Source organism: Nocardioides sp. SLBN-35 (assembly GCF_006715725.1).
Lineage (GTDB): Bacteria > Actinomycetota > Actinomycetes > Propionibacteriales > Nocardioidaceae > Nocardioides.
Genome location: NZ_VFNU01000001.1, coordinates 3,051,979 through 3,077,575 on the forward strand (window position 1 = coordinate 3,051,979; position 25,597 = coordinate 3,077,575).

Annotated in this window: 29 protein-coding genes and 1 riboswitch; of the genes, 7 read left to right on the forward strand and 22 right to left on the reverse strand. The window is 72.3% G+C overall.

Features of this window, described 5'->3' with window-relative positions:
* Positions 1-40: 40 nt before the first annotated feature.
* A riboswitch (glycine riboswitch) is annotated at positions 41-131 on the reverse strand.
* Positions 132-164: 33 nt separating this feature from the next.
* The 13 genes from FBY23_RS14840 to FBY23_RS14900 are packed head-to-tail and all read right to left on the reverse strand — an operon-like array spanning position 165 to position 10,627.
* Positions 165-863 carry a MerR family transcriptional regulator gene (locus tag FBY23_RS14840; RefSeq protein WP_396954497.1) on the reverse strand — a complete coding sequence of 233 codons (699 nt, stop codon included), beginning with the start codon at positions 861-863 and terminating at the stop codon, positions 165-167.
* A 53-nt stretch (positions 864-916) separates the two neighbouring features.
* The gene (locus FBY23_RS14845; protein WP_141798846.1) at positions 917-1,387 is read right to left on the reverse strand and encodes a bifunctional nuclease family protein; all 471 of its coding nucleotides are present in this window, start codon (positions 1,385-1,387) and stop codon (positions 917-919) included.
* Positions 1,388-1,428: 41 nt separating this feature from the next.
* Complete coding sequence (locus FBY23_RS14850; RefSeq protein WP_141798847.1) at positions 1,429-2,160, reverse strand: MerR family transcriptional regulator; 732 nt, start codon at positions 2,158-2,160, stop codon at positions 1,429-1,431.
* A 13-nt stretch (positions 2,161-2,173) separates the two neighbouring features.
* Positions 2,174-2,692: an FHA domain-containing protein gene (locus FBY23_RS14855; RefSeq protein ID WP_141798848.1), complete on the reverse strand. Its 519-nt coding sequence runs from the start codon at positions 2,690-2,692 to the stop codon at positions 2,174-2,176.
* A gap of 40 nt (positions 2,693-2,732) precedes the next feature.
* On the reverse strand, positions 2,733-3,122 hold the full coding sequence (gcvH, locus tag FBY23_RS14860) for a glycine cleavage system protein GcvH (protein ID WP_141798849.1): 390 nt from the start codon (positions 3,120-3,122) through the stop codon (positions 2,733-2,735).
* Between the two features lie 10 nt (positions 3,123-3,132).
* Entirely contained in the window at positions 3,133-3,888 is a 756-nt protein-coding gene (locus FBY23_RS14865) for a DUF881 domain-containing protein (RefSeq protein ID WP_141798850.1), read from the reverse strand.
* Positions 3,881-4,213, reverse strand: a complete 333-nt coding sequence (locus FBY23_RS14870) for a small basic family protein (RefSeq protein WP_141798851.1) — start codon at positions 4,211-4,213, stop codon at positions 3,881-3,883. Before FBY23_RS14870 ends, FBY23_RS14865 begins: the two co-directional genes overlap by 8 nt.
* Complete coding sequence (locus tag FBY23_RS14875) at positions 4,210-5,088, reverse strand: DUF881 domain-containing protein (protein ID WP_141798852.1); 879 nt, start codon at positions 5,086-5,088, stop codon at positions 4,210-4,212. Before FBY23_RS14875 ends, FBY23_RS14870 begins: the two co-directional genes overlap by 4 nt.
* Positions 5,081-5,659, reverse strand: coding sequence for a CDP-alcohol phosphatidyltransferase family protein (locus FBY23_RS14880; protein ID WP_260805977.1), 579 nt, complete (start codon positions 5,657-5,659; stop codon positions 5,081-5,083). The genes FBY23_RS14875 and FBY23_RS14880 overlap by 8 nt, the downstream gene beginning before the upstream one ends.
* Positions 5,660-5,697: 38 nt before the next feature.
* Positions 5,698-6,762: a hemolysin family protein gene (locus FBY23_RS14885; protein ID WP_141798853.1), complete on the reverse strand. Its 1,065-nt coding sequence runs from the start codon at positions 6,760-6,762 to the stop codon at positions 5,698-5,700.
* Positions 6,755-8,101, reverse strand: coding sequence for a hemolysin family protein (locus tag FBY23_RS14890; protein ID WP_141798854.1), 1,347 nt, complete (start codon positions 8,099-8,101; stop codon positions 6,755-6,757). The genes FBY23_RS14885 and FBY23_RS14890 overlap by 8 nt, the downstream gene beginning before the upstream one ends.
* Positions 8,098-9,957, reverse strand: a complete 1,860-nt coding sequence (locus tag FBY23_RS14895) for an acetoacetate--CoA ligase (protein ID WP_141798855.1) — start codon at positions 9,955-9,957, stop codon at positions 8,098-8,100. Before FBY23_RS14895 ends, FBY23_RS14890 begins: the two co-directional genes overlap by 4 nt.
* Positions 9,958-9,964: 7 nt before the next feature.
* The gene (locus tag FBY23_RS14900; protein WP_141798856.1) at positions 9,965-10,627 is read right to left on the reverse strand and encodes a DapH/DapD/GlmU-related protein; all 663 of its coding nucleotides are present in this window, start codon (positions 10,625-10,627) and stop codon (positions 9,965-9,967) included.
* 80 nt (positions 10,628-10,707) lie between these two features.
* Here FBY23_RS14900 and FBY23_RS14905 point away from each other — a divergent pair, with 80 nt between their 5' ends.
* The 3 genes from FBY23_RS14905 to FBY23_RS14915 are packed head-to-tail and all read left to right on the forward strand — an operon-like array spanning position 10,708 to position 14,478.
* Positions 10,708-11,856, forward strand: coding sequence for a CDP-glycerol glycerophosphotransferase family protein (locus FBY23_RS14905; RefSeq protein WP_160158246.1), 1,149 nt, complete (start codon positions 10,708-10,710; stop codon positions 11,854-11,856).
* A gap of 12 nt (positions 11,857-11,868) precedes the next feature.
* Entirely contained in the window at positions 11,869-13,209 is a 1,341-nt protein-coding gene (locus FBY23_RS14910; RefSeq protein WP_141798858.1) for a DUF2786 domain-containing protein, read from the forward strand.
* 60 nt (positions 13,210-13,269) lie between these two features.
* A complete protein-coding gene (locus FBY23_RS14915; protein WP_141798859.1) occupies positions 13,270-14,478 on the forward strand; it encodes a cytochrome P450 in 1,209 nt (402 codons plus the stop codon).
* A 5-nt stretch (positions 14,479-14,483) separates the two neighbouring features.
* On the opposite strand, the gene FBY23_RS14920 is transcribed toward FBY23_RS14915, so the two are convergent.
* Both FBY23_RS14920 and FBY23_RS14925 read right to left on the reverse strand, forming a co-directional pair.
* Entirely contained in the window at positions 14,484-14,855 is a 372-nt protein-coding gene (locus FBY23_RS14920; RefSeq protein ID WP_141798860.1) for a hotdog fold thioesterase, read from the reverse strand.
* Entirely contained in the window at positions 14,852-15,706 is an 855-nt protein-coding gene (locus FBY23_RS14925; protein ID WP_141798861.1) for an NAD(P)-dependent oxidoreductase, read from the reverse strand. Before FBY23_RS14925 ends, FBY23_RS14920 begins: the two co-directional genes overlap by 4 nt.
* Positions 15,707-15,808: 102 nt before the next feature.
* On the opposite strand from FBY23_RS14925, the gene FBY23_RS14930 reads away from it, so the two are divergent.
* Positions 15,809-16,543 (forward strand): PaaX family transcriptional regulator C-terminal domain-containing protein, encoded by a 735-nt coding sequence (locus FBY23_RS14930; protein WP_141798862.1) that lies wholly within the window; start codon positions 15,809-15,811, stop codon positions 16,541-16,543.
* Between the two features lie 17 nt (positions 16,544-16,560).
* The gene (locus FBY23_RS14935) at positions 16,561-17,562 is read left to right on the forward strand and encodes a cation diffusion facilitator family transporter (RefSeq protein WP_222117831.1); all 1,002 of its coding nucleotides are present in this window, start codon (positions 16,561-16,563) and stop codon (positions 17,560-17,562) included.
* Here FBY23_RS14935 and FBY23_RS14940 read toward each other — a convergent pair.
* Both FBY23_RS14940 and FBY23_RS14945 read right to left on the reverse strand, forming a co-directional pair.
* Positions 17,559-18,527 (reverse strand): diiron oxygenase, encoded by a 969-nt coding sequence (locus FBY23_RS14940; RefSeq protein WP_141798863.1) that lies wholly within the window; start codon positions 18,525-18,527, stop codon positions 17,559-17,561. The two genes, FBY23_RS14935 and FBY23_RS14940, sit on opposite strands and share 4 nt — an antisense overlap.
* 171 nt (positions 18,528-18,698) lie before the next feature.
* On the reverse strand, positions 18,699-19,496 hold the full coding sequence (locus FBY23_RS14945) for an SDR family NAD(P)-dependent oxidoreductase (RefSeq protein ID WP_141798864.1): 798 nt from the start codon (positions 19,494-19,496) through the stop codon (positions 18,699-18,701).
* A gap of 115 nt (positions 19,497-19,611) precedes the next feature.
* Here FBY23_RS14945 and FBY23_RS14950 point away from each other — a divergent pair, with 115 nt between their 5' ends.
* The gene (locus FBY23_RS14950) at positions 19,612-20,214 is read left to right on the forward strand and encodes a TetR family transcriptional regulator (RefSeq protein WP_222117832.1); all 603 of its coding nucleotides are present in this window, start codon (positions 19,612-19,614) and stop codon (positions 20,212-20,214) included.
* On the opposite strand, the gene FBY23_RS14955 is transcribed toward FBY23_RS14950, so the two are convergent.
* From FBY23_RS14955 to FBY23_RS14970, 4 genes are all read right to left on the reverse strand, one after another.
* On the reverse strand, positions 20,192-21,520 hold the full coding sequence (locus tag FBY23_RS14955) for a cytosine permease (RefSeq protein WP_141798866.1): 1,329 nt from the start codon (positions 21,518-21,520) through the stop codon (positions 20,192-20,194). The two genes, FBY23_RS14950 and FBY23_RS14955, sit on opposite strands and share 23 nt — an antisense overlap.
* 158 nt (positions 21,521-21,678) lie before the next feature.
* A complete protein-coding gene (locus tag FBY23_RS14960) occupies positions 21,679-22,377 on the reverse strand; it encodes a GntR family transcriptional regulator (RefSeq protein WP_222117833.1) in 699 nt (232 codons plus the stop codon).
* A gap of 5 nt (positions 22,378-22,382) precedes the next feature.
* On the reverse strand, positions 22,383-23,399 hold the full coding sequence (locus tag FBY23_RS14965; RefSeq protein ID WP_141798868.1) for an NADP-dependent oxidoreductase: 1,017 nt from the start codon (positions 23,397-23,399) through the stop codon (positions 22,383-22,385).
* A 9-nt stretch (positions 23,400-23,408) separates the two neighbouring features.
* Complete coding sequence (locus tag FBY23_RS14970) at positions 23,409-24,185, reverse strand: helix-turn-helix domain-containing protein (protein ID WP_141798869.1); 777 nt, start codon at positions 24,183-24,185, stop codon at positions 23,409-23,411.
* A gap of 124 nt (positions 24,186-24,309) precedes the next feature.
* Here FBY23_RS14970 and FBY23_RS14975 point away from each other — a divergent pair, with 124 nt between their 5' ends.
* A complete protein-coding gene (locus FBY23_RS14975) occupies positions 24,310-24,660 on the forward strand; it encodes a nuclear transport factor 2 family protein (protein WP_141798870.1) in 351 nt (116 codons plus the stop codon).
* A 55-nt stretch (positions 24,661-24,715) separates the two neighbouring features.
* On the opposite strand, the gene FBY23_RS14980 is transcribed toward FBY23_RS14975, so the two are convergent.
* The gene (locus FBY23_RS14980) at positions 24,716-25,591 is read right to left on the reverse strand and encodes a helix-turn-helix domain-containing protein (RefSeq protein WP_141798871.1); all 876 of its coding nucleotides are present in this window, start codon (positions 25,589-25,591) and stop codon (positions 24,716-24,718) included.
* Positions 25,592-25,597 lie beyond the last annotated feature (6 nt).

Below are 25,597 nucleotides of genomic sequence, written 5' to 3' on the forward strand. Positions count from 1 at the left end.
CTCCCCCTCTGTCGGCGCGTCACTGCGCCTTCAGAGTTGCCTGCTCCACACGGTCCTGGCGCCTGAGAGGTTCCGGGGAGGGATTGCCCCTTCGGCGCAGGCACGGGGCCTGACTCTCCCGTGCAGCATCAACAGCAGGTACAGCCTACAGGTCTGCGACCTGTTCAGCCGACGTTGCGCGCCGCGCGGCGAGCGGCCAGCTCGTCGCCGGCGACCGGAGCCGACTGCTCCGACTCGTTGGCGTGCTCGCTCGGGAGCTCGGCCAGCGTGCCCTCGATCTCGCGCCACACGCCGCCGATCGCGATGCCGAAGACGCCCTGGCCACCCTGCAGCAGGTCGATGACCTCGTCGTTGCTGGTGCACTCGTAGACCGATGCGCCGTCGCTCATCAAGGTGACCTGGGTGAGATCGTCGGTACCGCGCTCGCGCAGGTGGCTGACCGCGGTGCGGATGTTCTGCAGCGAGATTCCGGCGTCGAGGAGTCGCTTGATGATCTTGAGGATCAAGATGTCGCGGAAGCTGTAGAGACGCTGCGAGCCGGAGCCCTTGGCGCCGCGCACGCTGGGCTCGATCAGGCCGGTGCGGGCCCAGTAGTCGAGCTGGCGGTAGGTGATGCCGGCGGCGTTGCACGCGGTCGGGCCGCGGTAGCCGAGGTCGCTGGGCAGCGGCGAGACATCGTCGGTGAACAGGAGCCCCTGTTCCTGCGCGGCAGCAGTCGCCGCGGTCACGTCCTGACCGACCTTCTCGGGCTGCTGCTCGTTCACGGAACCTCCAGGTCGCGGCGCTTCAGGCAAGGGGGATTGCACTGCTGTCATTTCGACTCCCTCACGGTACGACCGCGGTGTCGGGCCGGTCAAAGACATGGCTGGGCGTGTCGCCGAAAACCCTCAACCTCAGCCTGAGGCTGACAGCCGCCTCAGCCCTCGGCGCCGAAGTCCTCGGGCGAGACGTGGTCGAGGAACTCGCGGAAGGCCTCGACCTCGTCCTCCTCCTCGGCGGGGGCCGCGAGCCCGGCCTCGGCGAGGACCTCTTCGGAGCAGAAGATCGTCGTACCGGTGCGCAGCGCGAGCGCGATCGAGTCGGAGGGACGCGCGCTGACCTCCACGCCGGAGGCGAAGACCAAGGTCGCGTAGAAGACGCCCTCGCGCACGTCGGTGATCCGCACCTCGCTCAGCTCGTTGCCGGTCGCGGTGAGCACGTCGCGCATCAGGTCATGGGTCAGCGGCCGTGGCGGGACGACCCCCTGCTGGGCGAAGGCGATCGCGGTGGCCTCGACGGCACCGATCCAGATCGGCAGGTAGCGCTCGCCGGTGACCTCTCGGAGCAGGACGATCGGCTGGTTGGAGGGCATCTCCACCCGGACACCCATCACGTCGACCTCGCGCATGCCTCCAGCCTACTGCGTCGGCCCGAGCCGTCCGGGAGGGCTCAGATGCGGCGCAGTCCGGCCTTGACCAGGGTCGCGTGGAGGCGCACCGAGAGAGCGGCGATCTCGCTGACCGCCTCCTCCGCGCGCGCGCTCGCACCGGCGTCGCGGCCCTTGCGGGGCGTCACGACCTGCTGGATGAGGCCGACCTCCCGGTCGGCCGCGGTGCGGAAGGCGCGCAGGTGGCGCGGCTCGATGCCGTAGTCGGCGAGCTCGTGCGCGGTCTGCGCGATCACCAGCGCGTCGGTGTCGTAGTGGCCGGTCGGCGAGGGGCTGATCAGCGCGAACGACTCGAGCTGTCCGAGGAGGTCCTCGTCGATCTCGGCCACCTTGATCAGCTCCTTGCGCGAGAGCCGCAACCGGTCGGTACGGCGGAACGACTCGGGCGCCGGCAGCCCGTCGGCGCCGAGAGCGACGGTCGGCACCGTGGGCACGACCGGCTCGGGCTCGGGTGGCGTCAGGCCCCGGTCGAGCGCGTCGAGGTGCTCGCCGATCACCTTGAGCGGCAGGTAGTGGTCGCGCTGCATCCGCAGGATGTAGCGCAGCCGCTCGATGTCGGCCTCGGAGAACTTCCGGTAGCCGGCCGGCGTGCGCTCCGGCTTCACCAGCCCCTCGGACTCGAGGAATCGGATCTTGGGGATGCTGATGTCCTCGAAGTCGGCGCGCAGCCGGTCGAGGACCTGGCCGATGTTGAGCCGTGGCTCCCGCTCCCCCCGAGCGACGGCAGCAGTCATCCTGCGACCGCCCTCAGACGCTCTCGTGGCCCGCGAAGAAGACCAGGCGGTACTTGCCGACCTGGACCTCGTCGCTGTCCTTGAGCTGGACCTTCTCGATCCGGTCGCGGTTGACGTAGGTGCCGTTGAGGCTGCCGGCGTCCTCCACGGTGAACGTGTCTCCGTCACGACGGAACACGGCGTGGCGACGCGAGACGGTGACGTCGTCGAGGAAGATCCCGCTCTCCGGGTGCCGCCCGGCGCTGACCTCGTCGGCGTCGAGCAGGAACCGGCTTCCCGAGCCCGGCCCCTTCTGGACGACCAGCAGGGCATGGCCGACCGGCAGCGCGTCGACGGCCGCGGCGTCGACGGGGCTCAGCGCACGGTCGGAGGTCTCGACGCCGGCGGTGCCGGTCGCGCCACCGCCGAACTGGATGGTCGCGGTGGCATCGCTCACGGGCGCCGGCTCGGGCGCGACGAGGCGGGTCCCGCACTGCGAGCAGAAGCGGGCGTCATCGGGGTTCTGCCGACCACAGGCGGTGCAGAACGGCATCAGTTGCTCCTCACGGTGGATCTCTTACGAACCTACCGGATCAGTTGTCGAGCTGGGCCTCATATGCGGCGGCGTCCAGCAGTGCGTCGAGGTCCGCGGCGTTCTGGGGCACGACCTCGAAGAGCCAGCCGGCGCCGTAGGGGTCGTTGTTGACCAGCTCGGGGGTGGCGTCGAGCGTCTCGTTGACCGCGACGACCTCGCCGGTGACCGGGGCGTAGACGTCACTGACCGACTTGGTCGACTCCAGCTCGCCGCACGAGTCGCCGGCGGTGACGCTCGCGCCGACCTCGGGGAGGGAGACGTAGACGATGTCGCCGAGGGCGTCCTGGGCGTAGTCGGTGATCCCGACCCGCACCGAGCCGGCGGTCTCGCCGGGCTGCCGCAGCCACTCGTGCTCGACGGTGTACTTCAGGTCCGCGGGGTTCGTCATGGCCCGAAGGCTACTGCCCCTGGTCCGGAACGGCATACGAAGGCCGGTCGCGTCGCACCACGGATTCGATGTCCACGGTGCGCAGCTGCTGGACGCCCACGGTGGCGCCGTCCTCCTCGAGCTGCTTCTTGGGCCCGAGGGCGAAGGTCATCGCGTTCGCGAGCGCTCCGGGCTCGCCGATCGCGACGATGACGTACGGCGCCTCGATCCGCTCGCCGTCGACGAGGAACCCGCCGTCGGCCTCGGTGAACGACGTCTGCGCCACGACCCGCACCTTGCCGTTGATCTCGATCGCCTCGGCCCCGACGGTCCGCAGCTCCTGGATCGTGTCGAGCAGGGAGCCGAGCCGGACCCGGCCCTCCTCCTCCTCGATCGTGACCCGCAGGCCCGGGCCGGTGACCGGCACCAGCCCCGCGAGGATGTTGAGGTCGTCGACCTCGGCGTCGGCCTGGTCGATGGCGGTCTGCCGCTTGGACGAGTCGTCGCGCAGCCCGCCCGCGACCTCCTCGAGCCGGTCGATCTCGGTCTCGGTGCGCTGACGGGTGCCGGCGAGACCGTTGAGGAGGTCGATCAGCTCCTGCTCGCGCAGTCCGGCGTAGGTGTCGTCGGTGCCGGCGGTGCGCACCTGCGTCACCGCGCCGAAGCCGAGCAGGGCCAGCAGCGCGGCGGCGACCAGCTGCTTGCGCGAGGGCCGCAGCAGCGCCACCTTGAGCCGGTCGACGGGGCTCTGCTCGCTCGCCTGCTCCTCGGGCTCCGGCTCAGGCATGGAAGATGTGTCTCCGGATCGCCGCGACGTTGGTGAAGATCCGGATCCCGAGGACGACGATGACGCCGGTCGAGAGCTGGCCGCCGACGCCGAGGCGGTCGCCGAGGTAGACGATGCCGGCCGCGATCACCACGTTGCTGAGGAAGGAGACGACGAAGACCTTGTCGTCGAAGATCCCGTCGAGATAGGCGCGCAGGGCGCCGAAGACGGCGTCGAGCGCGGCGACGACGGCGATCGGGAGGTAGGGCTCGACCGAACGCGGCACGTCGGGCTGGAACACGAAGCCGAGGACGACGCCCACGACGAGTCCGAGAACCGCGATCACGGCCCGTCACCTCCCTGCTGCCCCTGGGGCTTGGTCTTCTCCTGCTCAGCCGACCGTAGCCGCAGCAGCGCGCCGGGCGCGGCAGGCAGGTGGAGGTCGTCCACATTGTCCATCTTCTGCTCGAAGCCGTACTGCCGGGCCAGGGCCAGGAAGCGCAGCCCGGCCTGGGTCTCGGCGAACCTCGACGCCAGCGTCCTGCGGTCGCCGATCGCCAGGACCGTGAACGGGGGCGCGATGCCGAAGCCGTTGACCTCGATCGCCTCGCCCACGTTGGTGATGCCGCCGTGGGCGTTGACGCGCTGGCCGTTGATCGAGATCGCCTCGGCGCCGGCCGCCCACAGGCCGTCGACGAGGAGGGCGAGGTCGGAGTCGCGCAGCTGCTCGTTCGGCCCGGCGTACGGCGGGTTGTCGACCCTGACCCGGACCCCGGAGCCGGTCACCGGGCTGAAGCCGGTGAGCGCGCCGAGCCGGGAGCGGCGCGCCTGGAGGTCGCCGACCCGGTTGCCGAGCGAGCGCAGCCGGTCCTCGGCGTCGGCGTTGGCCGCCCGCAGCGCGGCGAGCTCGTTCTGCAGCCGGCGCACGGTGGCGCGGCGGGCCTCGATCCGGTCGATCAGGCTGGCCCGGCTCGCGTCGTCGACGTCGGCGTTCTGCGAGGTCTGGACGCCGGCCACGGTGACCAGCATCGCGAACAGGCCCACCACCACGACCACGCCGACCCGGTAGCCGTGGCGTGGACCGCGCTCCCCCTCCACTCCGGTCGCCGTCGCGGCCGTCGCCGCGGCGCGGGAGGCCGCGACCTGGTAGTCGCGATCGAGCGCCTCCTGCGTGATCAGCGTCAGCAGGGGGGTGCGGGACCGGTCGAGGGTCTCAGGCATGGGTACGTCGCTCGGTGGTCGCGAGCAGCTTGCGCACCTGCCAGGCGTAGAGCACGCCGGCCCACCAGTACAGGCCGATCCCCCACAGCGCGAACGCCCAGCCGAACACCTGCGCCAGCACGGCGACCCGTCCGTCGCCGTCGCCGAGCAGCAGCAGTGGGAAGGCGTAGAGCAGGTTGAAGGTCGCGGCCTTGCCGAGGAAGTGGACCGGCAGCGCGCTGTAGCCGCGGGTGCGCAGCAGCGGCACCAGTCCCCACAGCAGCAGGTCGCGCAACGGCAGGCACAGGGCGACCCACCACGGGATGATGTCGCGCATCGCGAGGCCGACGACGACGGCGAGGATGTAGAGGCGGTCGGCGATCGGGTCGAGCAGCTGGCCGAGCTCGGAGGTCTGGTCGAGCTTGCGGGCCAGCCAGCCGTCGAGGAAGTCGGTGACGCCGGAGGCCATCAGCACGACCAGCGCGAGCACGTCGGCCTCGGGGCCGAGCACCAGGTAGAGGAACAGCGGGACGCCGAGCAACCGCAGGAAGCTGATCAGGTTGGGCAGCGTCAGCACCCGTCGAGCAGCCACGGACGACACTGTAGTGGCGGGGGTGGGCGTCGGCGTGCTCACGGGGCCGACGATTCCTCGGAGTGGGCGGCATCGCGGATCTCTCCGACGAGCTCCTCGATGACGTCCTCGAGCGCGGCGACGCCGAGCGTCGTACCGCGCGGGTCCACGACGCGGGCCATGTGCGCGCCGCGACGCTGGAGGACCTCGAGCGCGTCGTGCAGCAACGTGTCGTCGGTGACGGTCGCGAACGGGCGGATCCACCGGTCGGCGACCGGGCGCTCACGGCGCTCCTCGTCGGGCTCGAGGACGTCCTTGATGTGGAGGTAGCCGAGCAGGTCGACCGGCTCCTGGTCGGCGGCGACGACTGGGAACCGGCTGAACCCGGTGGCGGCGCACAGCGCCTCGACCTCGGCGCCGGTGGAGCCGCGGACCACGGTGGCTAGCGACTCGGGCCGCATCATCACCTCGGCGACGGTCTTCTCGGTGAAGCCGAGCGCGCCGGAGAGCCGGTCGTACTCGTCCTCGGCGAGCAGGCCCTCACCGTGGGACTCCTCGACCAGCGCCGCGACCTCCTCACGGGTGAAGGTGCTGCCGATCTCGTCCTTCGGCTCGATTCGCAGCAGCCGCAGGATGGCGTTGGCGATCGCGTTGATCGTGGCGATGAGCGGGCGCAGCACGGTGACGATGCCGAGCATCGGCGGGCCGAGGATGAGGGCGGCGCGGTCCGGCCCGGCGATGGCGATGTTCTTGGGGACCATCTCGCCGAGCACGACGTGGAGGAAGACCACGATGGTCATCGCGATCACGAAGGCCACCGGGTGCAGCCACTCCTCGGGCACGTGCAGCTCGTGGAACACCGGCTCGATCAGGTGGGCGAGCGCGGGCTCGCCGACGGCACCGAGGCCGAGCGAGCAGATGGTGATGCCGAGCTGGGCGCCGGCCATCATCTCCGAGACCCGCTCCATCGCGGCCAGGGTGATCCGGGCCATCCGGGAGCCGGACTGCGCACGGGGCTCGATCTGGCTGCGTCGCGCGGAGATCAGCGCGAACTCCGCGCCGACGAAGAAGGCGTTGGCGGCCAGCAGGACCACCGCGAGCAGCACGCCGCCGAGGTCACCCATGCTGCTCGACCTCCTCGACCCGCAGCGAGATCCGGTCGATCCGCAGCCCGTCCATGTGGTCGACGCTCAGCACGGCCCGGCGGGCGGGCTCCTCGTCGTCCTCCCCCGTCGACGGGAGGGGTACGACGGCCACGTCGCCGGTCTGCGGGATCCGGCCGAGCACCTTGAGCACGAGACCGGCCACCGTGTCGTAGTCCTCGCTCTCGGGGAGCTCGATCTCGGTGAGGTCCTCGACCTCGTCGGGGCGCAACAGGCCGGACAGCGACCAGGTGCCGTCGCGACGCAGCCGCCCGCGGCTGCCGAGCCGGTCGTGCTCGTCGGCGATGTCGCCGACGATCTCCTCGATCACGTCCTCGAGCGTGACGATGCCGGCGTGGTCGCCGTACTCGTCGAGGACGATGGCCATCTGGAAGCCGTCGGCGCGCAGCAGCGCGAGCAGCGGGTCGAGGCGCAGCGAGTCGGGCACCAGGATCGGCTTGGCCATCAGGTGCTTGACCTTGGTGGTGGCCCGCTCGTGGAGCGGGAGCGCGACGGCGTTCTTGACGTGGACGGTGCCGACGACGGCGTCGGTGTCGTCGAGGACCGGGAAGCGGGAGTTGCCGGACTCGCGGGCCAGCGCGATCACCGCACTGGCGCGGTCGTTGGCGTCGAGCGAGCGGGTGCGCACCCGGGGCGTCATGATCTCGCCGGCGGTGCGGGTGCCGAACTCGACGGAGCGCTCCATCAGCTCGGCGGTGTCGGCGTCGAGGGTGCCCTCGTCGGCCGAGTGCTGGATCAGCGAGGCGAGCTCGGTGGAGCTGCGCGCGGAGCGCAGCTCCTCCTGCGGCTCGACACCGAGGCGCCGCACGATCGCGTTGGCGCTGCCGTTGAGCACCTTGATCGGGCCGCGGGCGGCGGCGGTGAAGAAGCGCATCGGTCGCTGGGTCAGCCGGGCGGTCGTCATCGGCAGGGCGATGGCGACGTTCTTGGGGACCAGCTCCCCGATCAGCATGGTGAGCAGGGTGCTGAGTGTCAGGCCGAGGGCGACGCCGACCGGGCGCACCGCGCTCTCCGCCACGCCGGCCGCCCCCAGCGGGTCGCGCAGCAGCTCCGCTATCGCGGGCTCGGCGAGGAAGCCGATGGCCAGGTTGGTGATGGTGATGCCGACCTGGGCCCCGGAGAGCTGGGTCGACAGGGAGCGCAGCGCCTTCTGCAGCCCGATCGCCGCCGCGTCGCCGTCGGCGGCGGCCCGGTCGACCTGGCCGCGGTCGACGGTGACGAAGGCGAACTCGGCCGCGACGAACAGGCCGCACGCGAGCACCAGGAGGATGGCGAGTCCCAGCAGTAGCCAGGCGGTCATCGGGTTCTGCGGCTCCTGCCCACGGTTCGGTACCAGTCGATCAGCTCTGGGGCGTCCACACTACCGGGGTCGTAGGAGCGACCGAGGTCCTGGCCCGCGAGCACCTTCTTCACGGGCACCTCGAGCTTCTTCCCGGTGCGGGTGTGCGGGACGCCCGGAGCGGCGATCACGACGTCCGGGACGTGCCGCGGCGAGGCGTGGGTGCGTACGGCGTCGCGGATCCGGGCGTCGAGCGCCGCGTCGAGCTCGACGCCCTCGGCGAGGACCACGAACAGCGGCATCCAGTAGCCGCCGTCCGGCTCCTCCAACCCGATGACCAGCGCCTCGCGCACCTCGGGCAGCGCCTCGACCGGCTCGTAGATGTCGCCGCTGCCCATCCGGATCCCGTTCCGGTTGAGCGTCGCGTCCGAGCGGCCGTGGATGACGACCGAGCCGTGGTCGGTCACGGTGATCCAGTCGCCGTGGCGCCACACGCCGGGGAAGGTGTCGAAGTAGGCCTCGTGGTAGCGGCTGCCGTCGTCGTCGCCCCAGAAGTACAGCGGCATGGACGGCATCGGTCGGGTGACGACCAGCTCGCCGACCTCGCCGCGCACGGAGCGTCCGTCGGCGTCGAACGCGTCGAGGGCCACGCCGAGGCACGGCCGGGACAGCTCGCCGGGCCACACCGGCACCGTCGGCGCCGGACCGACGAAGGCGCTGACCACGTCGGTCCCGCCGCTGATCGAGCAGATCTGCACGTCCGGACCGAGGTCGGCCTGCAGCTCCTCCTGGCTGGTCGCGGGGAAGGTCGACCCGGAGATCCCGACCCGGCGCAGCCGCGAGAGGTCGTGCCCCGCGGGACCGACGCCGGCCTTCTGGCAGGCGGCCACGTAACCGGGGCTCATCCCCACCACGGTCACGCCGAGCCGGGCGGCCAGCGCCCACAGGCCGTCGGTCGCGGGGTGGGCCGGGCTGCCGTCGTACGTCACCACGGACGCGCCGGTCAGCAGGGCGCCGACGACGAAGTTCCACATCATCCACGACGGGGTGGTGAACCAGAGGAGCCGCTCGCCGGGCCCCAGGTCGAAGTGGTACGCCGCCACCTTGGCCTGCTCGAGCAGCGCGCCACCGTGGCCGTGGACGATGCCCTTCGGGCGGCCGGTCGTGCCCGAGGAGAACAACACCCACAGCGGGTGGTCGAACGCGACGGCCACCGGCTCGAACGGCACGTCGGCGGCCAGCGCCTCCTCCCAGGCGGGCGTGCCGACCTCGAGCACCGCGCGCAGCGTGGGCAGCGCGCCGGTGAGCTCGGCGACGACATCACTGCGGTCGTGGACCGACTGAGCGTGGACGTAGGACGACGCGTGCACCAGCACCACCGGCTCGAGCTGCTCGAAGCGCGAGCGGGCGGCCGAGGCGGCGTAGTCCATGCCGCACACCGACCAGACCGCGCCGAGGCTCGCGGTGGCGAGGAAGGCCACGACCGCGTCAGGCGCGTTGGGGAGGAAGCCGACCACGCGGTCGCCCTCCCCCACTCCGAGGCCGCGCAGTGTCGCCGCCAGGCTCGCCGTACGACGCCGCAGCTCGCCCCAGGTCAGCTCGACGGTCGCGGCCGGGTCCTCGGTGACGCCGACGACGGCGACCTCGTCGTCGGGGCGCCCGTCGAGGACCGCCGCGGCGTAGCTGACCCGGGCCTCGGGGAACCAGACCGCGCCGGGCATCCGCTCCTCGGCGAGCACCGGGCCGGGCAGGTCGAGGCCGAGGTCCCGGGCCACGCCCGACCAGAACCCGTCGAGGTCGCGGACCGACCAGGCCCACAGGTCGTCGTAGCCGCCCGTGACCCCGACCGACCGTGCCAGGTCCTCGATGCGGCTCATGAGGTCCTCACGGGGTCAGCGTAGGCGCGTCGGCGACGACCCTCGCCCAGCTTCCGTCGGGGTCGAGGCGCCGGATCAGCCGGGCCGGGACGCCGCCGACGACCGCGTGGTCCGGCACGTCGCCGCGGACGACGGAGCCGGCCGCGACCACGACGTTCCGGCCGATCGACGTGCCGGGCAGGATCATCGCGCCGTGCCCGACCCAGGTGCCGGAGCCGATCGAGACCGGCTGGTGGGTGCCGAACTGGAGACCGACGGGGATCTCGGGGTTCGTGTAGCCGTGGCTGGCGTCGGAGACGAACACGTCCTGGCCGAACCAGACGTCGTCGCCGATCTCGATCGACTCGTGGGCGGTGATGGTGATCCGGGCACCGAGGACGCAGCGCTCGCCGACGCGCAGGCCGCGCTCGGGCAGCACCTCCTGGGTCGGGCCGTAGCCGACCGAGAGGGTCGCGTACTTGCCGATCAGGGTGTCGCGACCGATGTGGATCGCGCTCGCGTTGACCACGTCGGACAGGGGGAACGCCAGGCAGGCGCCGGGGCCGAAGGTGCCGAAGGTGGCGGCCAGGGAGCTGTCCGGAGAGACGTCCCCGACGTGCTCGACCCACCGCCAGGCGGCGTGGACGGAGCGGTTGAGAAGACGGCGGAGCGGGCGCCGGAGATCGAGCACCGGCGAAGGTTACCGAAATGCAACGTTCACGCGGCTCCGCTGGTTGGGCGGGCCATCATTCGTGGCCGTATCATCCGTCGGTGCAGAAGCCCCACGTCATCGCCTACTTCGCCGACGACCCGACCCGGGTCTACCAGCTCCTGCAGTGGATCCCGGTGCTGGAACGGCTCGATGACACCCACCCCGTGGGCATCCTGACCCGGGACCCGCAGACCCGCGCGATCGTCGAGGAGCGCACCTCGCTTCCCGTGCTCCTCGCCCCGGGCTTCGCCGACCTCGCGGCGACGTACGACGAGCTGGACGCCAAGGTCGTCGTCTACTGCAACAACTCCATGCTCAACTTCAACTCGCTGCTCGACGGCCGGATGCTGCACGTGCACATCAACCACGGCGAGAGTGACAAGCAGTCGATGATCTCCAACAACGCGAAGGCCTACGACCGCGTCTTCGTCGCCGGCGAGGCGGCCGTCCAGCGGCACCGGGCCGCGCTGATGGAGCTCGACGAGCACCGACTGGTCCGGGTCGGCCGGCCGCAGCTGGACCTGCGTCCCGCTCCCCTGCTGCCGGCGAGCGAGCGCCGTACCGTGCTCTACGCGCCCACCTGGGAAGGCGATGCGGGCTACAACGACTACACCTCGGTCGACGTGTTCGGCGTCGACATCGCACGCTCGATCCTCGCCGTGCCGGACGTGCGACTCGTCTACAAGCCGCACCCGAAGGTCACCACCAGCCTCACACCGGCGATCCGCGAGGCGCACCAGGCCATCCTCGAGCTGGTCGAGCGGGCCGCCGAGCGCGACCCCGAGGCCGGGCACGCCGCGATCTGGCAGGGCGACATCCTCGCGGTGTTCCCCGGCTGCGACGCGATGGTCACCGACGTCTCCTCGGTGGGGCTGGACTGGCTCTACCTGCAGACCGACAAGCCGATCCTGATCACCGACCGGCACCACGACGCCGAGCGGCTGCGCCAGGAGGTGCCGGTGAGCCGGTGCGCCGACGTCATCGACACCGAGGACCTGCCCGGCCTGACCGAGCTGCTCACCGACCGGCTCGCGCACGACGAGCACCGGATCGCCCGGGCCGCGATGCGCCACCACTACTTCGACGACAACGGCGTCGGCGACAGCACGGTGCGCTTCGTCGAGGCGATCACCGAGCTCGTCGACCTGCGCGACCGGCTCCGGGGCGAGCTGGCCAGCGCCGACGACGGAACTGTCGGGGCCGCCTGAAAGGCTGGGCGCATGCCCGACACCCGCGAGGTCTATGCCGCCGAGGACCTGTTCGCCGGCTGGCTCGACGAGGCCGCGCGCACCCCGGGCGAGCCGCTGCGGATCAGGGTCGGCGAGACGCTGCAGGCGTTCGAGCCCGAGACCGAGCCGCGGTTCACCGACCCGGCCCACGTCCAGGCGTTCGTCGACAAGGTGCTCGCCCACCTCGTCGCGACCGGGAGCGCCTATGACGACGGCACGGGTCACGACCGCGCGGGGGTGCCGGTCGTGGTCCGCCCACGCCGGGGTCACGCCAAGGCGCACTACGAGTACGACGAGCTTCCCGCCCGCGGCGTGATGGCGATCCCGCCGCGCGAGGTCGGCGGGGCGTGGTCGCTGCGTGCCGCCGTGGTGCTCCACGAGGTCGCCCACCACCTGGCCGGGGCCGTCGGGCACGGGCCGGAGTTCCGCACGACGTACCTCCGGCTGCTCGAGGACGTCGGCATGCCCGTGCTGGCCGACCTGCTCCACACCGCCTACCGGCTGCACGGCCTCGACACCGGCGTCGACGGCGAGGACCGCACCCTGCTGCGGATCGGCCGGCTGCTGCGCCAGGCCGAGCGGACCTCCAACACCGCCGAGCGCGAGGCATTCTTCGCCAAGGCGCAGTCGCTGGCCACCCGGCACCAGATCGCGCTCGCGGTCGCCCGCGCCACCGCAGGCGCGGAGGAGCGGCGCGAGGAGCCGACCTGGGAGACGGTGCTGATCGGCGAGTCCGGCAAGCGGTCGTTGGCCCGCTACGTCCGGCTGGTGCTGGAGATCGCCCGCGCCAACGATGTCCGGGTGGCGATCTACACGAGCAACACCCGGGTCACCCTCTACGGCTTCCCGTCCGACATCGCGGTCGTCCAGGCGCTCTACGCCACGCTGGTCACCCAGATGGTCGCCGACGGCGACGCCCACCTGCGCTCGGGCGCCCACAAGGCCGACCAGCGCGAGGTCTGGAACGCCCGGCGCCGGCGCTGGGAGCTGAAGCCAGTGCACGGCTCGACCGCCCGGGCGGCGTTCTACGAGGCCTGGGCCGACCACATCGGCGATCGCCTGGCGACGGCGCGGGCCTCGGCGCGGGCCGCAGCGGTCGCCACCGACGCTCCGGTGGCCGACGGGCCGACGTCCACCGAGCTCGCCCTGCGGGCGCGCGAGATCGAGATCGTCGACTACTTCGGCCGGATGCAGCGCGACCACGGGATCCGCGGCACCTGGAAGGGCGCCGCGCAGGCCGGCCACGCCGCCCCCGGGTCCCGCGACGCCGGCACCCGGGCCGCCGCGCGGGCCAGCCTGGGCACCGAACGGGCGATCACCGGCGGCGGTTGACGTCTCGACGGCCTGACCGCTTCTGCTGACGCGGGGGTCCGGCGGGCTGACACTGGCTCCATGTTCGACGTGTTCGACCCGGCGCTGGTCGCCGACCCGTACCCGGCCCTGGCCCGGTTGCGGTCCTGCTCGCCCGTGTACCGCGTCCCCGGCACCGACGTGCACCTGGTCTCGTCGTGGGAGCTGGTCCAGGAGGTGCTCGCGGCCCCGCAGACCTACTCCTCGCACCTGCGCTCGGTGCTGCTGCGCCGTCCCGACGGGTCCGCCTCGGTGCTGCCGATGGACGGCGGCGGCACCGTCGAGCAGGTCCTCGCGACCGCCGACGACCCGACCCACCGGATCCACCGCACGGCCGTGCTCGGCACCATCGGGCGCCGGATCCGGGCCCTGGAGTCGTCGGTCGTCGGGCAGGTGGACCGGCTCTGGTCGGCGTACTTCTCCGGGGAGGGCGGGGACTGGGCCGTCGACCTGGCCGACCGGCTGCCGCTGGCGCTGGTCGCGGAGCTGATCGGGCTCGCGCCGGGGGACGTGCCGGACCTGCTGCGGTGGGCCTACGACAGCACCGAGATGCTCGGCGGCTGGGTCGACGAGACCCGCCTGGACGCGACGATCGGCGCGTCCTTCGCGCTGCACGCGTACCTCGCCGACCGCTTCGACGCCGCCCTCGACCGGCCGGGCGACGACCTGATGGGCGAGCTCGCGCTGGCGGTCCAGCTCGACGAGCTGGAGGTGGGGACGGCGGTCCTGATCCTGCTGCAGCTGGTGGGCGCCGGTGGCGAGTCCACCGCCGGACTGCTCGGTACGGCGGCGCACCGGCTCGCGACGGACCGCTGCCTGCAGAACCGGCTGCGCGCCGAGCCCGACCTGATCGACCCGTTCCTCGACGAGTGCCTGCGGCTGGAGTCGCCCTTCCGCGGGCACTACCGGCACGTGGGTGCCGACACCGCGCTCGGCGGCGTCGACCTGCCGGCCGGAAGCACCCTGCTGCTGCTCTGGGGTGCGGCCAACCGCGACCCGGCGCACTTCGAGGACCCCGACGTCCTCGACCTCGGCCGCGACGGTGTGCGCCAGCACCTGGCGTTCGGTCGCGGCATCCACTTCTGCGTCGGCTCCGCGCTGGCCCGGCTGGAGGCCACCGTCGCGATCCACGCGCTGCTCACCCGGACCTCGTCGTTCCGGCTCGACAGCCCGGAGGACGAGGCTGCCGCGTGGGTGCCGAGCATCTTCGTGCGCCGGCACTCGCGGCTGCGGCTCGCGCTGGAGGGCTGAACCGGCTAGCGGGGACGGCGGTTCGCCCGCCCGTTCGCCCGGGCCACCAGCTCGTCGCCGCGGGTGACCCGGATGACGAACAGGTCCTCCTTGGCGAGCCGCTCGGCCACCTCGGCGGTCGCCACCAGCGCGTCGCCCACCCGCGCGGGGCGCACGTAGTCGATGTGGACCGCACTCACGACGCCGGAGTGCTCGGCATCGTTGGCCGCCGCGGCCAGGGCGATGCCGGCAAGGGAGAACAGGAACGAGCCGTGCGCGGTGCCGTGGGGGTTGAGGTGGTCGTCGGTGACACTCACGCGCGCCTCGGCCCGGCCGCCGCCGTACCCGAGGACGTCGACGCCGAGGGTCGCCGCGAACGCGTCGCGGGGGCCACTCATCGGCCCTGCCCCGAGGGCCCGTCCACGAAGATGTCGTACTCCAGCTCGCCGGTGCCACCGTACGACGACAGGTCGCGCACGCCTGCCTCGCGCAGCACGTCGACGTCGAGCACCGCGTTGCCGGTGAACTCGCGCGACGGGCGGGTCAGCACCTCGATCGCGGCATCGGCCATGATCTCGGGCGTCCGCGCCCTCTGCATCGCGGCGTCGCCGCCGAGCAGGTTCTGCACGGCGGAGGTGGCGATCAGGGTCTCGGGCCACAGGCAGTTGGCGGCGATGCCCGCCTCGGCGTACTCCGCGGCCCAACCGAGGGTCAGCAGCGACATGCCGTACTTCGCGAGCATGTACGCCGGGTGCTTGCCGAGCCACTCCGGCGACATGTTCAACGGCGGGCTGAGCGAGAGCACGTGCGGGTTGGTGCCCTTGCGCAGGTGCGGCAGGCAGGCGCGGGTGAGCAGGTAGGTGCCGCGCAGCTGGATCTGGGTCATCAGGTCGAAGCGCTTGACCGGGAGCTCTTCGGTGCTGTCGAGCGCGATGGCCGAGGCGTTGTTCAGGCAGATGTCGATGCCCCCGAAGCGCTCGACCGCGCGGGCGACGGCGTCCGCCACCGACGCCTCGTCGCGGACGTCGCCGACGACGGCCAGCGCCTGCCCGCCGGCGGCCTCGATCTCGGCCGCCGCGGTGTGCACGGTGCCGGGCAGCCGTGGGTCGGGGACGTCGGTCTTCGCGAGGAGGACGACGTTGGCGCCCTCGCGCGCAGCCGCCAGCCCGATCGCCAGCCCGATCCCCCGGCTGCCGCCCGACATCATCAGGGTCCGTCCTGCAAGTCGCTTGCCCGTTGTCTCCGTCATGGCGGCACCGTTACACAGATCTGACAGCCGCGCCAATAGTGTTAGACATAGGTCACAACATAGCGCCGCCAGCCGTCGGAGTTCTGTAACATCCCTGTCGTCATGCCCGACCTGAAGCCCGTCTCGACCCGGTCCGCGCTGCTCACGTTGCTGCTCGGCGCCGAGGTGCCGCGGCTGACCACCCGCGAGCTGGTCGCCGCCGCCTCGGTGGTCGGCTTCGCGGAGCCGACGGTGCGGGTCGCGCTCTCGCGAATGGCCACCGCCGGTGACGTGGTCCGCGACGACGAGGGCGCCTACCGCCTCTCGGAGCGGCTCGTCGTACGGCAGCGGCGGCAGGAGGAGGCCACCCACCCGTCACTGCGGGAGTGGGACGGGACGTGGGAGCTGGTGGCCGTCACCACGGTCGGTCGTACGGCGAGTGAGCGGGCCGAGCTGCGCGCGGCACTCGCCGAGCTGCGGCTCGCCGAGCTCCGCGAGGGCGTGTGGACCCGCCCGGCCAACCTCGCCCTGGCCTGGCCGGAGCCGGTGGACGAGGTGTGCGAGCGGTTCACCGCCGCGACGCCCGCCGCGGACGCCGCCTCGCTCTCGGCGCGGCTGTGGGACCTCTCCGCGTGGGCCGCGACGGCGCGACGGCTGCTCGACGCCACCGACACCGAGGACCCGGTCCTTCGGTTCACCGCGTGCGCCACCTCGGGGCGCCACCTGCTCACCGACCCGGTCCTGCCGCCCGCACTCCTTCCGGACGACTGGCCCGGCGACGCCCTGCGCGCCTCCCACGTCGCCTACAAGCAGTGGGTCGTCGACATGCGGCACAGCCTCACCGACGGCGCGGGCTGAGCCAGCACAATGGCCGGGTGACGTCCGCCCCGCAGTCGGCCCCACCGCCGCCCGAGAGCGGCGAGCGCAGCGAGAGCCTGGTGACCGTGCTCGTCGCCCTCGCCGCGAACGCCCTCATCGCGGTCGCGAAGTCCGTGGCCGCCGGCGTGACCGGCTCCGCCTCGATGACCGCCGAGGCCGCGCACTCGTGGGCCGACACGGGCAACGAGGTGTTCCTGCTCGTCGGGGAGCGCAAGGCCGCCCGGCCACCCGACGCCGAGCACTCCCTCGGCTACGGCCGGGTCGGCTACATCTGGTCGATGTTCGCCGCGTTCGGGCTGTTCACCGTCGGCTCCGCGGTGTCGATCTGGCACGGTGTCCAGTCGCTGCACGCCGAGGAGGAGGCGCCGTCGTACGGCTGGGCCTATGCCGTGCTCGCCCTGGCCTTCCTGCTCGAGGGCACCTCGTTCCTGCAGGCGCTGCGCCAGGCCCGCGACGCCGCCGTACCGCGTCGGCTGCACCCGCTGCGCTACCTGCACATCACCTCGAACCCGATGCTGCGCGCGGTCTTCGCCGAGGACTTCGCCGCCCTGGTGGGCCTGGCGATCGCGTTCGTCGGCATCCTGCTCCACCAGGTCACCGGCGACCCGCTCTGGGACGCGATCGGATCGATCCTGGTCGGCGTCCTGCTCGGCGCGGTCGCGCTCTTCCTGATCCGGCGCAACATGGACTTCCTGACCGGAGAGGCCGTCACCCCGCTGGCCCGCAATGTCGCACTGCGTGCGCTGCTCGAGCACCCCGAGATCGCCCGGATCAGCTACCTGCACATGGAGTGGGTCGGCGCCGACCGGATCTTCCTGGTCGCCGCCGTCGACCTGGTCGGCGACGCCCCCGAGTCCGACGTGGCCGAGCGGCTCGGCGCCATCGCCGACGCCCTGCACGACCGCCCCGAGATCGTGCGCGCGGTGCTCACGCTCACCCGGCCCGGCGACGACACGGACCTGCGTCCCGGCTCGCTGCCGGACTGGTACCGGACCTAGTCGGCGACGGGCGCCGGCTCGCTCCGGAACCGGTTGGGGCGACCGGCGATGCCGAGCGCGCGCCAGACCCGGCGCGAGACCGGGTTCATCAGGCCGGTTGCCTCGGCGAGCATCCGCACGTCGCCGAACATGTCGCGCAGGAACTTCCGCGACTCCGGGCTCTCCCACCAGACCTCGCGGGCGACCTCGCGCGGGATGCCCATGTCGCGGATCGCCTTCGGGCCCGGTACGACGATCGCGTCGCACAGCACGCGCATCAGGATCGGGGTCAGCACCGAGGCGACCCCGCGCTGAACGACGTTGAGGCGGGGTGCGCGGTGCTCGAGGAACTGGTGGGCGAAGCCGATGTGGCGGGCCTCCTCGGCGACGTGGATCTGGCTGATCCGCTCGAGGAGGGGGTGCATCGGGGCACCGGAGCGCAGCATCACCTTCTGCACGTGGTCGATCGGCTCCTCACCACCGAGCACGCCGACGAAGAAGACGAACGGCAGGTGCTTGGCGGCCAGCGGGAGGAAGGGACCGAGGGCGCGGAACAGGCTGTGCGCGCCGGGGACGTCCAGGCCGGTCCGGTTCACGAACTCCTGGAACATCTGGGTGTGGTGGCACTCCTCGGTCGCCTCGTGCGTGGAGTAGCGGAACTCGGCGCGGCCGTTGGGCAGGTCGAGGCAGTACATCATCAGCCCGGCGATGAGCACCTGCTCGAACTGCAGCCCGACCTTGACCACGTTCGTCTGGCGGTAGAACCCGACCTCGATCTGCCGTTCGCGCGGCAGCCCGCGGTACCAGGAAGTCCGCCCCAAGGGGTCGACGTCGGGCAGGATCCAGCGCGGGTCCTGCGGGTCGATGACGTACGCCGGGTCGTCCCACGCGATGTCGACGAAGGCGTCGAAATGATGCTCGACCGACGCCTCGGACAAGGTCCGGAGCTGGTCCTGGTAGCTGATCGTGTCCACGCCCGTAGCCATACCTACATGCTACTCGCGGTAACACCTACCGCAAGGGAGCCCCGCCAGTTTCACCGGTCGACCGGTGAAACTGGCGGACCGGGACGACGAAACTGGCGCCTGGACGAGGATGCTTCCTCGTCCTAGCGGGAGTTTCACCGGTCGGCCGGTGAAACTCCCGCCCCGGCGCGCTCAGAAGTGGGTGCCGCCGTCGACGCGCACCTCGGTGCCGGTGACGAAGGCGCCGTCGTCGCTGGCGAGCATCGCCACGACTCCGGCGACCGTCTCCGGGCCGGCGAAGCCGTGGCCGAGGGCGGGGGCGAGCTTCATGAACAGGCTCATGTCGGCGTCCGCCGGGAGGCCGGGGCCGGCGCTCTGCTTGCTGGCGCCGCTGCCGTCGGTCATGCCCGAGGAGATCGAGCCGGGCTGGACGGAGTTGAAGCGGATGCCGGCGCCGGCGTACTCGGCGGCGAGCGCGTGGGTCATCGACTGGATGCCGCCCTTGCTGGCGGCGTACGCCGCCATGTAGGGGTGGGCGAACATCGCCGAGGTGGAGCTGAAGTTCACCACGGCAGCGCCGTTGCCCTCGCGCAGCGCGGGGATCGTCTCGCGGATGACGAGGAAGGTGCCGACCAGGTTGATCCGGAGCACCTGCTCGAACGACTCGAGCGTGGTCTCGTGGGTGTGGCCCGAGCGCAGGATGCCGGCGGCGTTGACGACCACATCCAGGCCGCCGAGGGCCGCGACGGCGCCCGCGACACCCGCCTTGACCGACTCCTCGTCGGCGATGTCCATGACGACGGTGGCCAGCCGGCCGGCCGCGTCGCCGTCCAGCGCGCCCGCCCTGGTGACGGTGTCGGCGAGACCGGCCTCGCTCACGTCGGCGGCCATGACACTGCCGCCCTCGGCCAGCATGCGCAGCACGGTGGCCTGCCCGATGCCCGAGCCGCCGCCGGTGACCAGAGCCCGGCGTCCCTCGTAACGGTTCATCTCGATGTCCTCTCGATCGTCGCGATGGCTTCGGTGTCATCGCGATCCGTTGGCACAACGTGCCACAGCGGCACAATATGCCCGGATCGGCACGAAGATCGGTACGCTCGTCCCCGTGAGCGAGACAGCGGGCCTGACCGAGCGTCGCCGGGCGGCGACCCGGCTCGAGATCGCCCGCGTCGCAGCCCGCCTGTTCACCGAGCACGGCGCCGCCGGTACGACGGCCGAGGCGATCGCCGCCGCTGCCGGGATCGGGCTGCGCACGTTCTACCGCTACAGCCGGACCAAGGAGGACGCGGTCGCGCCGCTGCTCACCGTCGGCGGTGACGCCTGGCGGGCCCGGCTGGCCGCGACCGAGCCGGGGGCGCCGCTGATCCCGGCCGTCGAGGCGGCGATCCGGGACTCCCTCGGCGCGAGCGACGACGCGACCGTAGCCGACCTGCCATCGGTGCGCGGGCTGCTGCGTGCGGCCGCGGACGACCCCGACCTGGCGGCGGTCTGGTACCGGGTCAACCGGGACTCCGAGGCCCGGCTGCTGCCCGTGCTGGCGACGATCGCGCCCACCGCCGACCCGCTCGAGCTGAGGCTCGTGGCGGCGGCGGCGACGGACGCGATCCGGGTGTCCCTGGAGCACTGGGCGCGGGGCCAGAGCCCTGAGGCACCGGTCGAGCTGGCCGTCCGGTGCCTGCGCGCGCTCACGCGCGGGCTGGCGTCCTGACGTCGAGGACCCGCTCGATCACCAGGTAGGCGACCAGGCCGACGACCAGGCCCACGACGGCGTCGGACAGGAAGTCCGCGGAGTAGTGGACGATGACAGCAGCACCGGCGCCGATGGCCCAGGCCAGGAACGCGGTGATCCGCACCGGCGACTCCGCGCGGCCGTCGAGGCGGCCCCGGAGCAGGACCTGGTCGGCGATGAGGACGGCGCCGAGAGGCGGCACCAGGACGCCGAGGAACGCCAGCCAGCTGACGAAGTGGTGCCAGGCGCCGGCCAGTGCGACGACGATGCCGAGCACGCCGAGCACGAGGGTGAGCAGCCTCATGGTCGAGCGGGTCAGGTGCGACCAGCCGAGGGCTCCGTTGTAGAGGCAGTGGGTGCAGACCGAACCGAGGTTGATCAGCACGAACACGACGACGAATGCGTTGAGCAGGACGTTGTCCTCGCCGGTGAGGATCGGGGTGAAGTCGCCGCCGACCGCGCCGGCGTTGGCGATCGCGCCGGCGGCGACCAGGACGCCGCCGCTGAGCTGGGCGACCAGGCTGGCGATCGGGAACGCGGTGACGGTGGCGAGCACCGCCTCGCGGCCGTTGCGCGACCAGCGGGTGAAGTCGGCGGTCATCGTGCCCGAGTCGGCGAAGGTCGCCATGATCGAGGTGACCGCGACGCCGAAGGTCATCGCTCCCCCGCCGACCCCGGCATAGCTGGTGACCTGCGAGAAGTCGGCGGTGCTGGCGGCCACCACGATCGCGATGACGACCGCGACGATGAACAACGGGGCCGCGATCGCGCCGAGCCACGAGAGCGCCTTGATGCCGACGTACGTCACGGCGATGAAGGCGGTGCCGGCGACGAGGACGACGAGGGTCTCGTTCCAGCCGAAGGCCTGGTTGAGGCTCGCGCCGGTCGCGCCGGTGTTGAACGCGAACCAGCCGACGACCACGGTCGCGAGGAAGCCGGAGGCGATGGCGTACCCGAGGGTGCCGAAGGTCTCGGTGGCCTGCAGCGCGAAGCTCTTGCCGGTCTGGCCGGCGCGGTAGCTGAGCAGGCTGACGTAGACGAACATGATCGCGTTGGCGACCAGGATCGCGGCCACGCCCTGCCAGAAGCCGAGGAGCGCGACGACGAGTCCGCCGGGGATGGCGTTGGTCAGGATCATCGGGAAGCCGAACCACACGGCCGAGACCGTCAGGAGCGACTTGCGGTGCGTCGCGGGGACCGGGCTGTGCTCGAACTCGGACTCGAGCTCGCGCCCGGGCGTCTGGTCCCGGTCGGTTCCGGACGGGGTTCCCGTGGAGGTCGTCATCGGCAGGGCTCTCTGCTGGGCCGGGCAGCGAGCACCCGGAGATTGGTATGCCATCGAGCGGCGTACGACGACGCGCGCGGTCGCAGTTGCTCGCGATTGGTATACCATTACGGGCGGGGCCGATGGAACCCCTGTCCGCCCAGCGGGTCGAGCAGCGCTCAGCCGGTCGACTCGACCCCTACCGCACCGCCGAGGAGCGGGTCGTCGTCGCGCCAGGTCGGGTCGTCGAGGTAGCGGATGTTGCCCATGTGGGCCAGGATCAGCGTGCTCACCCGCGCGACGTCGCGTTCCGCGATCGCGTCGTAGAGCGCCTGGTGCTCCTCGGCGACGCCGTCGACGTCCTCGTGCTGGAGCAGCAGCCAGCGGATCCGGCTCTTGAGCAAGCCGCCGATCTCGTGGAGCAGGTCGTTGCCGGCGAGCATGGTGACCTGCTCGTGGAAGTCCGCCGCCGCCCGCCGGGCCAGGGCCGCGTCGTTGCGGCGTACGGCCTCGTGCTCGGTGTCGAGCACGTCGCGCAGCCGGGCCAGGCCGTCGCGGGTACGTCGGTTGGCGGCCAGGCGGAAGGTCAGCACCTCGAGGGCCGAGCGAACCTCGTTGAGGTCGGCGACGTCGGCGGGCGAGAACTCGCGCACGATCGCCCAGGTGCGGGGCCGGGGCGTCACGAGGCCCTCGCCCACCAGGGTCTTGAGCGCGTCGCGCACCGGCACGCGGCTCACGCCGAGCTCGTCGGCGAGGTCGCGCTCGACCAGCTTGCTGCCCGGCGAGCGGGTGCCGTCGAGGATCTGGTCGCGGATCGCCGCGGCGACCCGGTCCGCCTCCGACTCGAAGTCCGTGCTGTCGTGGGTGCTGCCCCCCATGGAGGTCATTCTCCGACCTTCACCAGCAGCTTGCCGAAGTTGCGCCCGACGAGCAGTCCGCGGAACGCCTCGGGCGTGCTCTCCAGGCCTTCGACGACGTCCTCGCGGTAGCGGACCCTCCCGTCGCGGACCCACGCGGTCATGTCGCGCTGGAAGGCCTCGGTCAGGGTCGGCTCGAACTCGCTCTGGATGAAGCCGCGGATCGTCAGGCTCAAGGTGAGCACCCGGGCCATGAACCCCGGCAGCCGGTCCGGACCGGCCGGCGCCTCAGTCGCGTTGTAGTTGGCGACCAGCCCGCAGACCGGGATCCGGGCGTAGAGGTTGAGCCTCCGGGCGACCTCGTCGGCGACCATGCCGCCGACGTTCTCGAAGTAGACGTCGATGCCGTCCGGCGTGGCCGCGGCCAGGTCCTCGCGGAAGGTCGGCGAGCGGTGGTCCAGGGCGACGTCGAAGCCGAACTCCTCGGTGAGCGCGCGGACCTTCTCCGCTCCCCCGGCGATACCGACGGAGCGGGCGCCCTTGAGCTGGGCGATCTGGCCGACGGCCGAGCCGACCGGCCCGGTCGCGGCCGCCACGACCACGGTCTCGCCCGGCTGCGGGCGGCCGATCTCCAGCAGTCCGGCGTAGGCCGTGAAGCCGGGCATCCCGAGCACGCCCAGTGCCGTGGACACCGGGGCGGCCTCAGGGTCGAGCCGGCGCGTGTGGCGGGCGTCGGCGACGGCGTACGTCTGCCAGCCGGTGTAGGCCAGCACGATGTCGCCCACGGCCCGACGCTCGGAGCGACTCTCGACGACCTCGCAGACGGTCTGGCCGACCATGACGCCGCCGACCGGCACCGGCTCGGCGTACGACTTCGCCGCGCTCATCCGGCCCCGCATGTAGGGGTCCAGCGAGAGGTAGATCGTCCGCAGCAGGACCTGTCCGTCGGCGAGTGCGGGGAGGTCCTCGGTGACGAAGGCGAAGTCGTCGTCGGTGGGCTCGCCCACGGGGCGCGCGGCGAGCCGGATCTGGGTGGTCTGCACGGACCGAACCTATCTCCCGAAGAGCGCGCGGGTCGTCTCGTCGGCGGGCAGGAAGGTCTCGAGTCGCAGCCCCTCGAGGGCGACGTCGGTGGCGGTGGTCAGCTGGGCGGAGGTGCTGAACAGCCGCAGCACGCCGTCGCCGGTGCGCAGCCGCAGGCTCAGCACCGGCCCGAGCGTCGGGTCGAGGCGAGGCGTGCCGCCGTGCAGCCGGACGATCTCGGCGACCAGCTCGTGGTGGCGCGGGTCGTGGGTGCGCGCTGCGCGGCTGAGCGCCTGGTGGTGCAGGTGGCCGGCCCACTCGTCGAGGTTCTCGATCCGCGGGGCGAGACCACCCGGGTGCAGGCACAGCCGGACCACGTTGACCGGCGGCTCCAGCAGCTCCGGCGCGCAGTCGGCCAGCAGGACACCGATCGCGGCGTTCGCGTCGACCACGTCCCAGTGGTCGTCGAGGAGCACCGCGGGGTACGGCAGGTGGGCGTCGAGCAGGCTGCGCAGCCCGTCCATCACGACGGCGAGCGACCCGTCGTCGAGCGACTGCTCCGAGTAGCGCGGGGCGTAGCCCGCCGCCAGCAGCAGCCGGTTGCGCTCGCGCAGCGGCACCTCCAGGTTGTCGGCCAGGTGCAGGATCATCTCCGGTGTCGGGTGCGCCCGCCCGGTCTCGACCCGGCTGAGGTGACGGGTCGACACGGTCGAGAGGTTCGACAGCTCCTGCTGGCTGAACCGACGCCGCTCGCGCCACGAGCGAAGCATCGGGCCCACCTGCGGGCTCTCCACGAGCGTGGTCATGGCCCCACCCTAGGCAGCGCCTGGCGCAGGTCCCATGACCTCGCAGGTCATGGCCACGCTCCCCCGTTCGGGCGACGGTGGTGCCCGTCCACCACCACGGAACACCCACCGAACGGAGCAGACCATGAACCACCTCGTCGACGCCTACCTCGCCACCTGGAACGCCGGGCCCGCCGATCGCGACCGGTTGCTCGCCGAGCACTTCGCCCCCGACGTCAGCTACACCGACCCGCTGGCACAGGTCAGCGGGCACGCCGGCCTGCACGCTCTGGTCGACGGCGTCCAGGCACAGTTCCCGGGCTTCGTGTTCACGCCCGTCGGCGCCGTCGACGGCCACCACGACCGGATCCGGTTCCAGTGGGGCCTGGGGCCCGAGGGCGCCGATCCGGTCGTCGTCGGGTTCGACGTCGTCGTACTCGCCGAGGACGGACGGATCCGCGACGTGCACGGTTTCCTCGACAAGGTGCCCGGGTGAACACCAGGCGGGCGCTGCGGACGCGTCCCGGCCGCCACCACCGGCTCGTCGCGCCTCAGGCCCGGACGGGCGAGGCCACGTTCGCCGAGCTACCGGCGGCGCCGGACAGCTCGGCCTGGAAGGCCCGCGCGGAGCGCTGGATCCGGAGCAGCATCGTGGCCGACGGGGTCACCGAGCCGCCGACGTAGCTCGACAGGCGCGAGGGCGACGTACCGATCCGGGCGGCGAACCGGCGCTGGCTCACCCCGCTGACGGCGACCAGGCGCTGCACCTGACGTCCGACCAGCACCCGGTCGCGGTCGGTGCGCCACGACCGGCACCAGCCGAGCAGGGTGGCCACGACCTCGAGGTCCGCGTCGTCGGCCTCCTCGACCAGCTCCTCGGCGGCCGGGCCCCAGGGCGAGGCCGCGAGCATGCCCAGGCCGCGCCGCCCGGCGGCGACCGAACCGCCGCGGCCGAAGGCGACCAGGTCGGCGCGGGCCGCCCGCACGGTGACCCGGTCCTCGGGCGCGACCTGGACGTCGAGGTCCTGGAAGAGCAGTGCGCGGCCCACGCCGGCCGTGGTCTCCTCGGCGAGCAGGCGGTGCACGACCACCGTGGTCAGCGGTAGGTCGGGGTCGAGGTCGACCAGCCGCGCGGCCCGCTGCAGGCGTTGCGCGACCCGCTCCTCCCCCAGCGCCTGGGTGAGGGCCGCCGCCCGGGCCAGGTCCACCGGGTCGTCGAGGACGGCGAGCGCCAGGAAGCCGGCCAGGACCGCACAGAACGCGGCCGTACCGGTGCCGCCGTGCTCCTCCTCCCAACGCCGCCAGCGCTCGCTCGCCTCCGGGCACCTCGCCGACAGCTCGGCCTCGCGTGCCCGGAGTGCGAGCACCGTCTCCTCGAGGAGCACGGGGGTCGGGAGGTCGGTCAGGACTGCGGGGTTGCGCATCATCGCTGG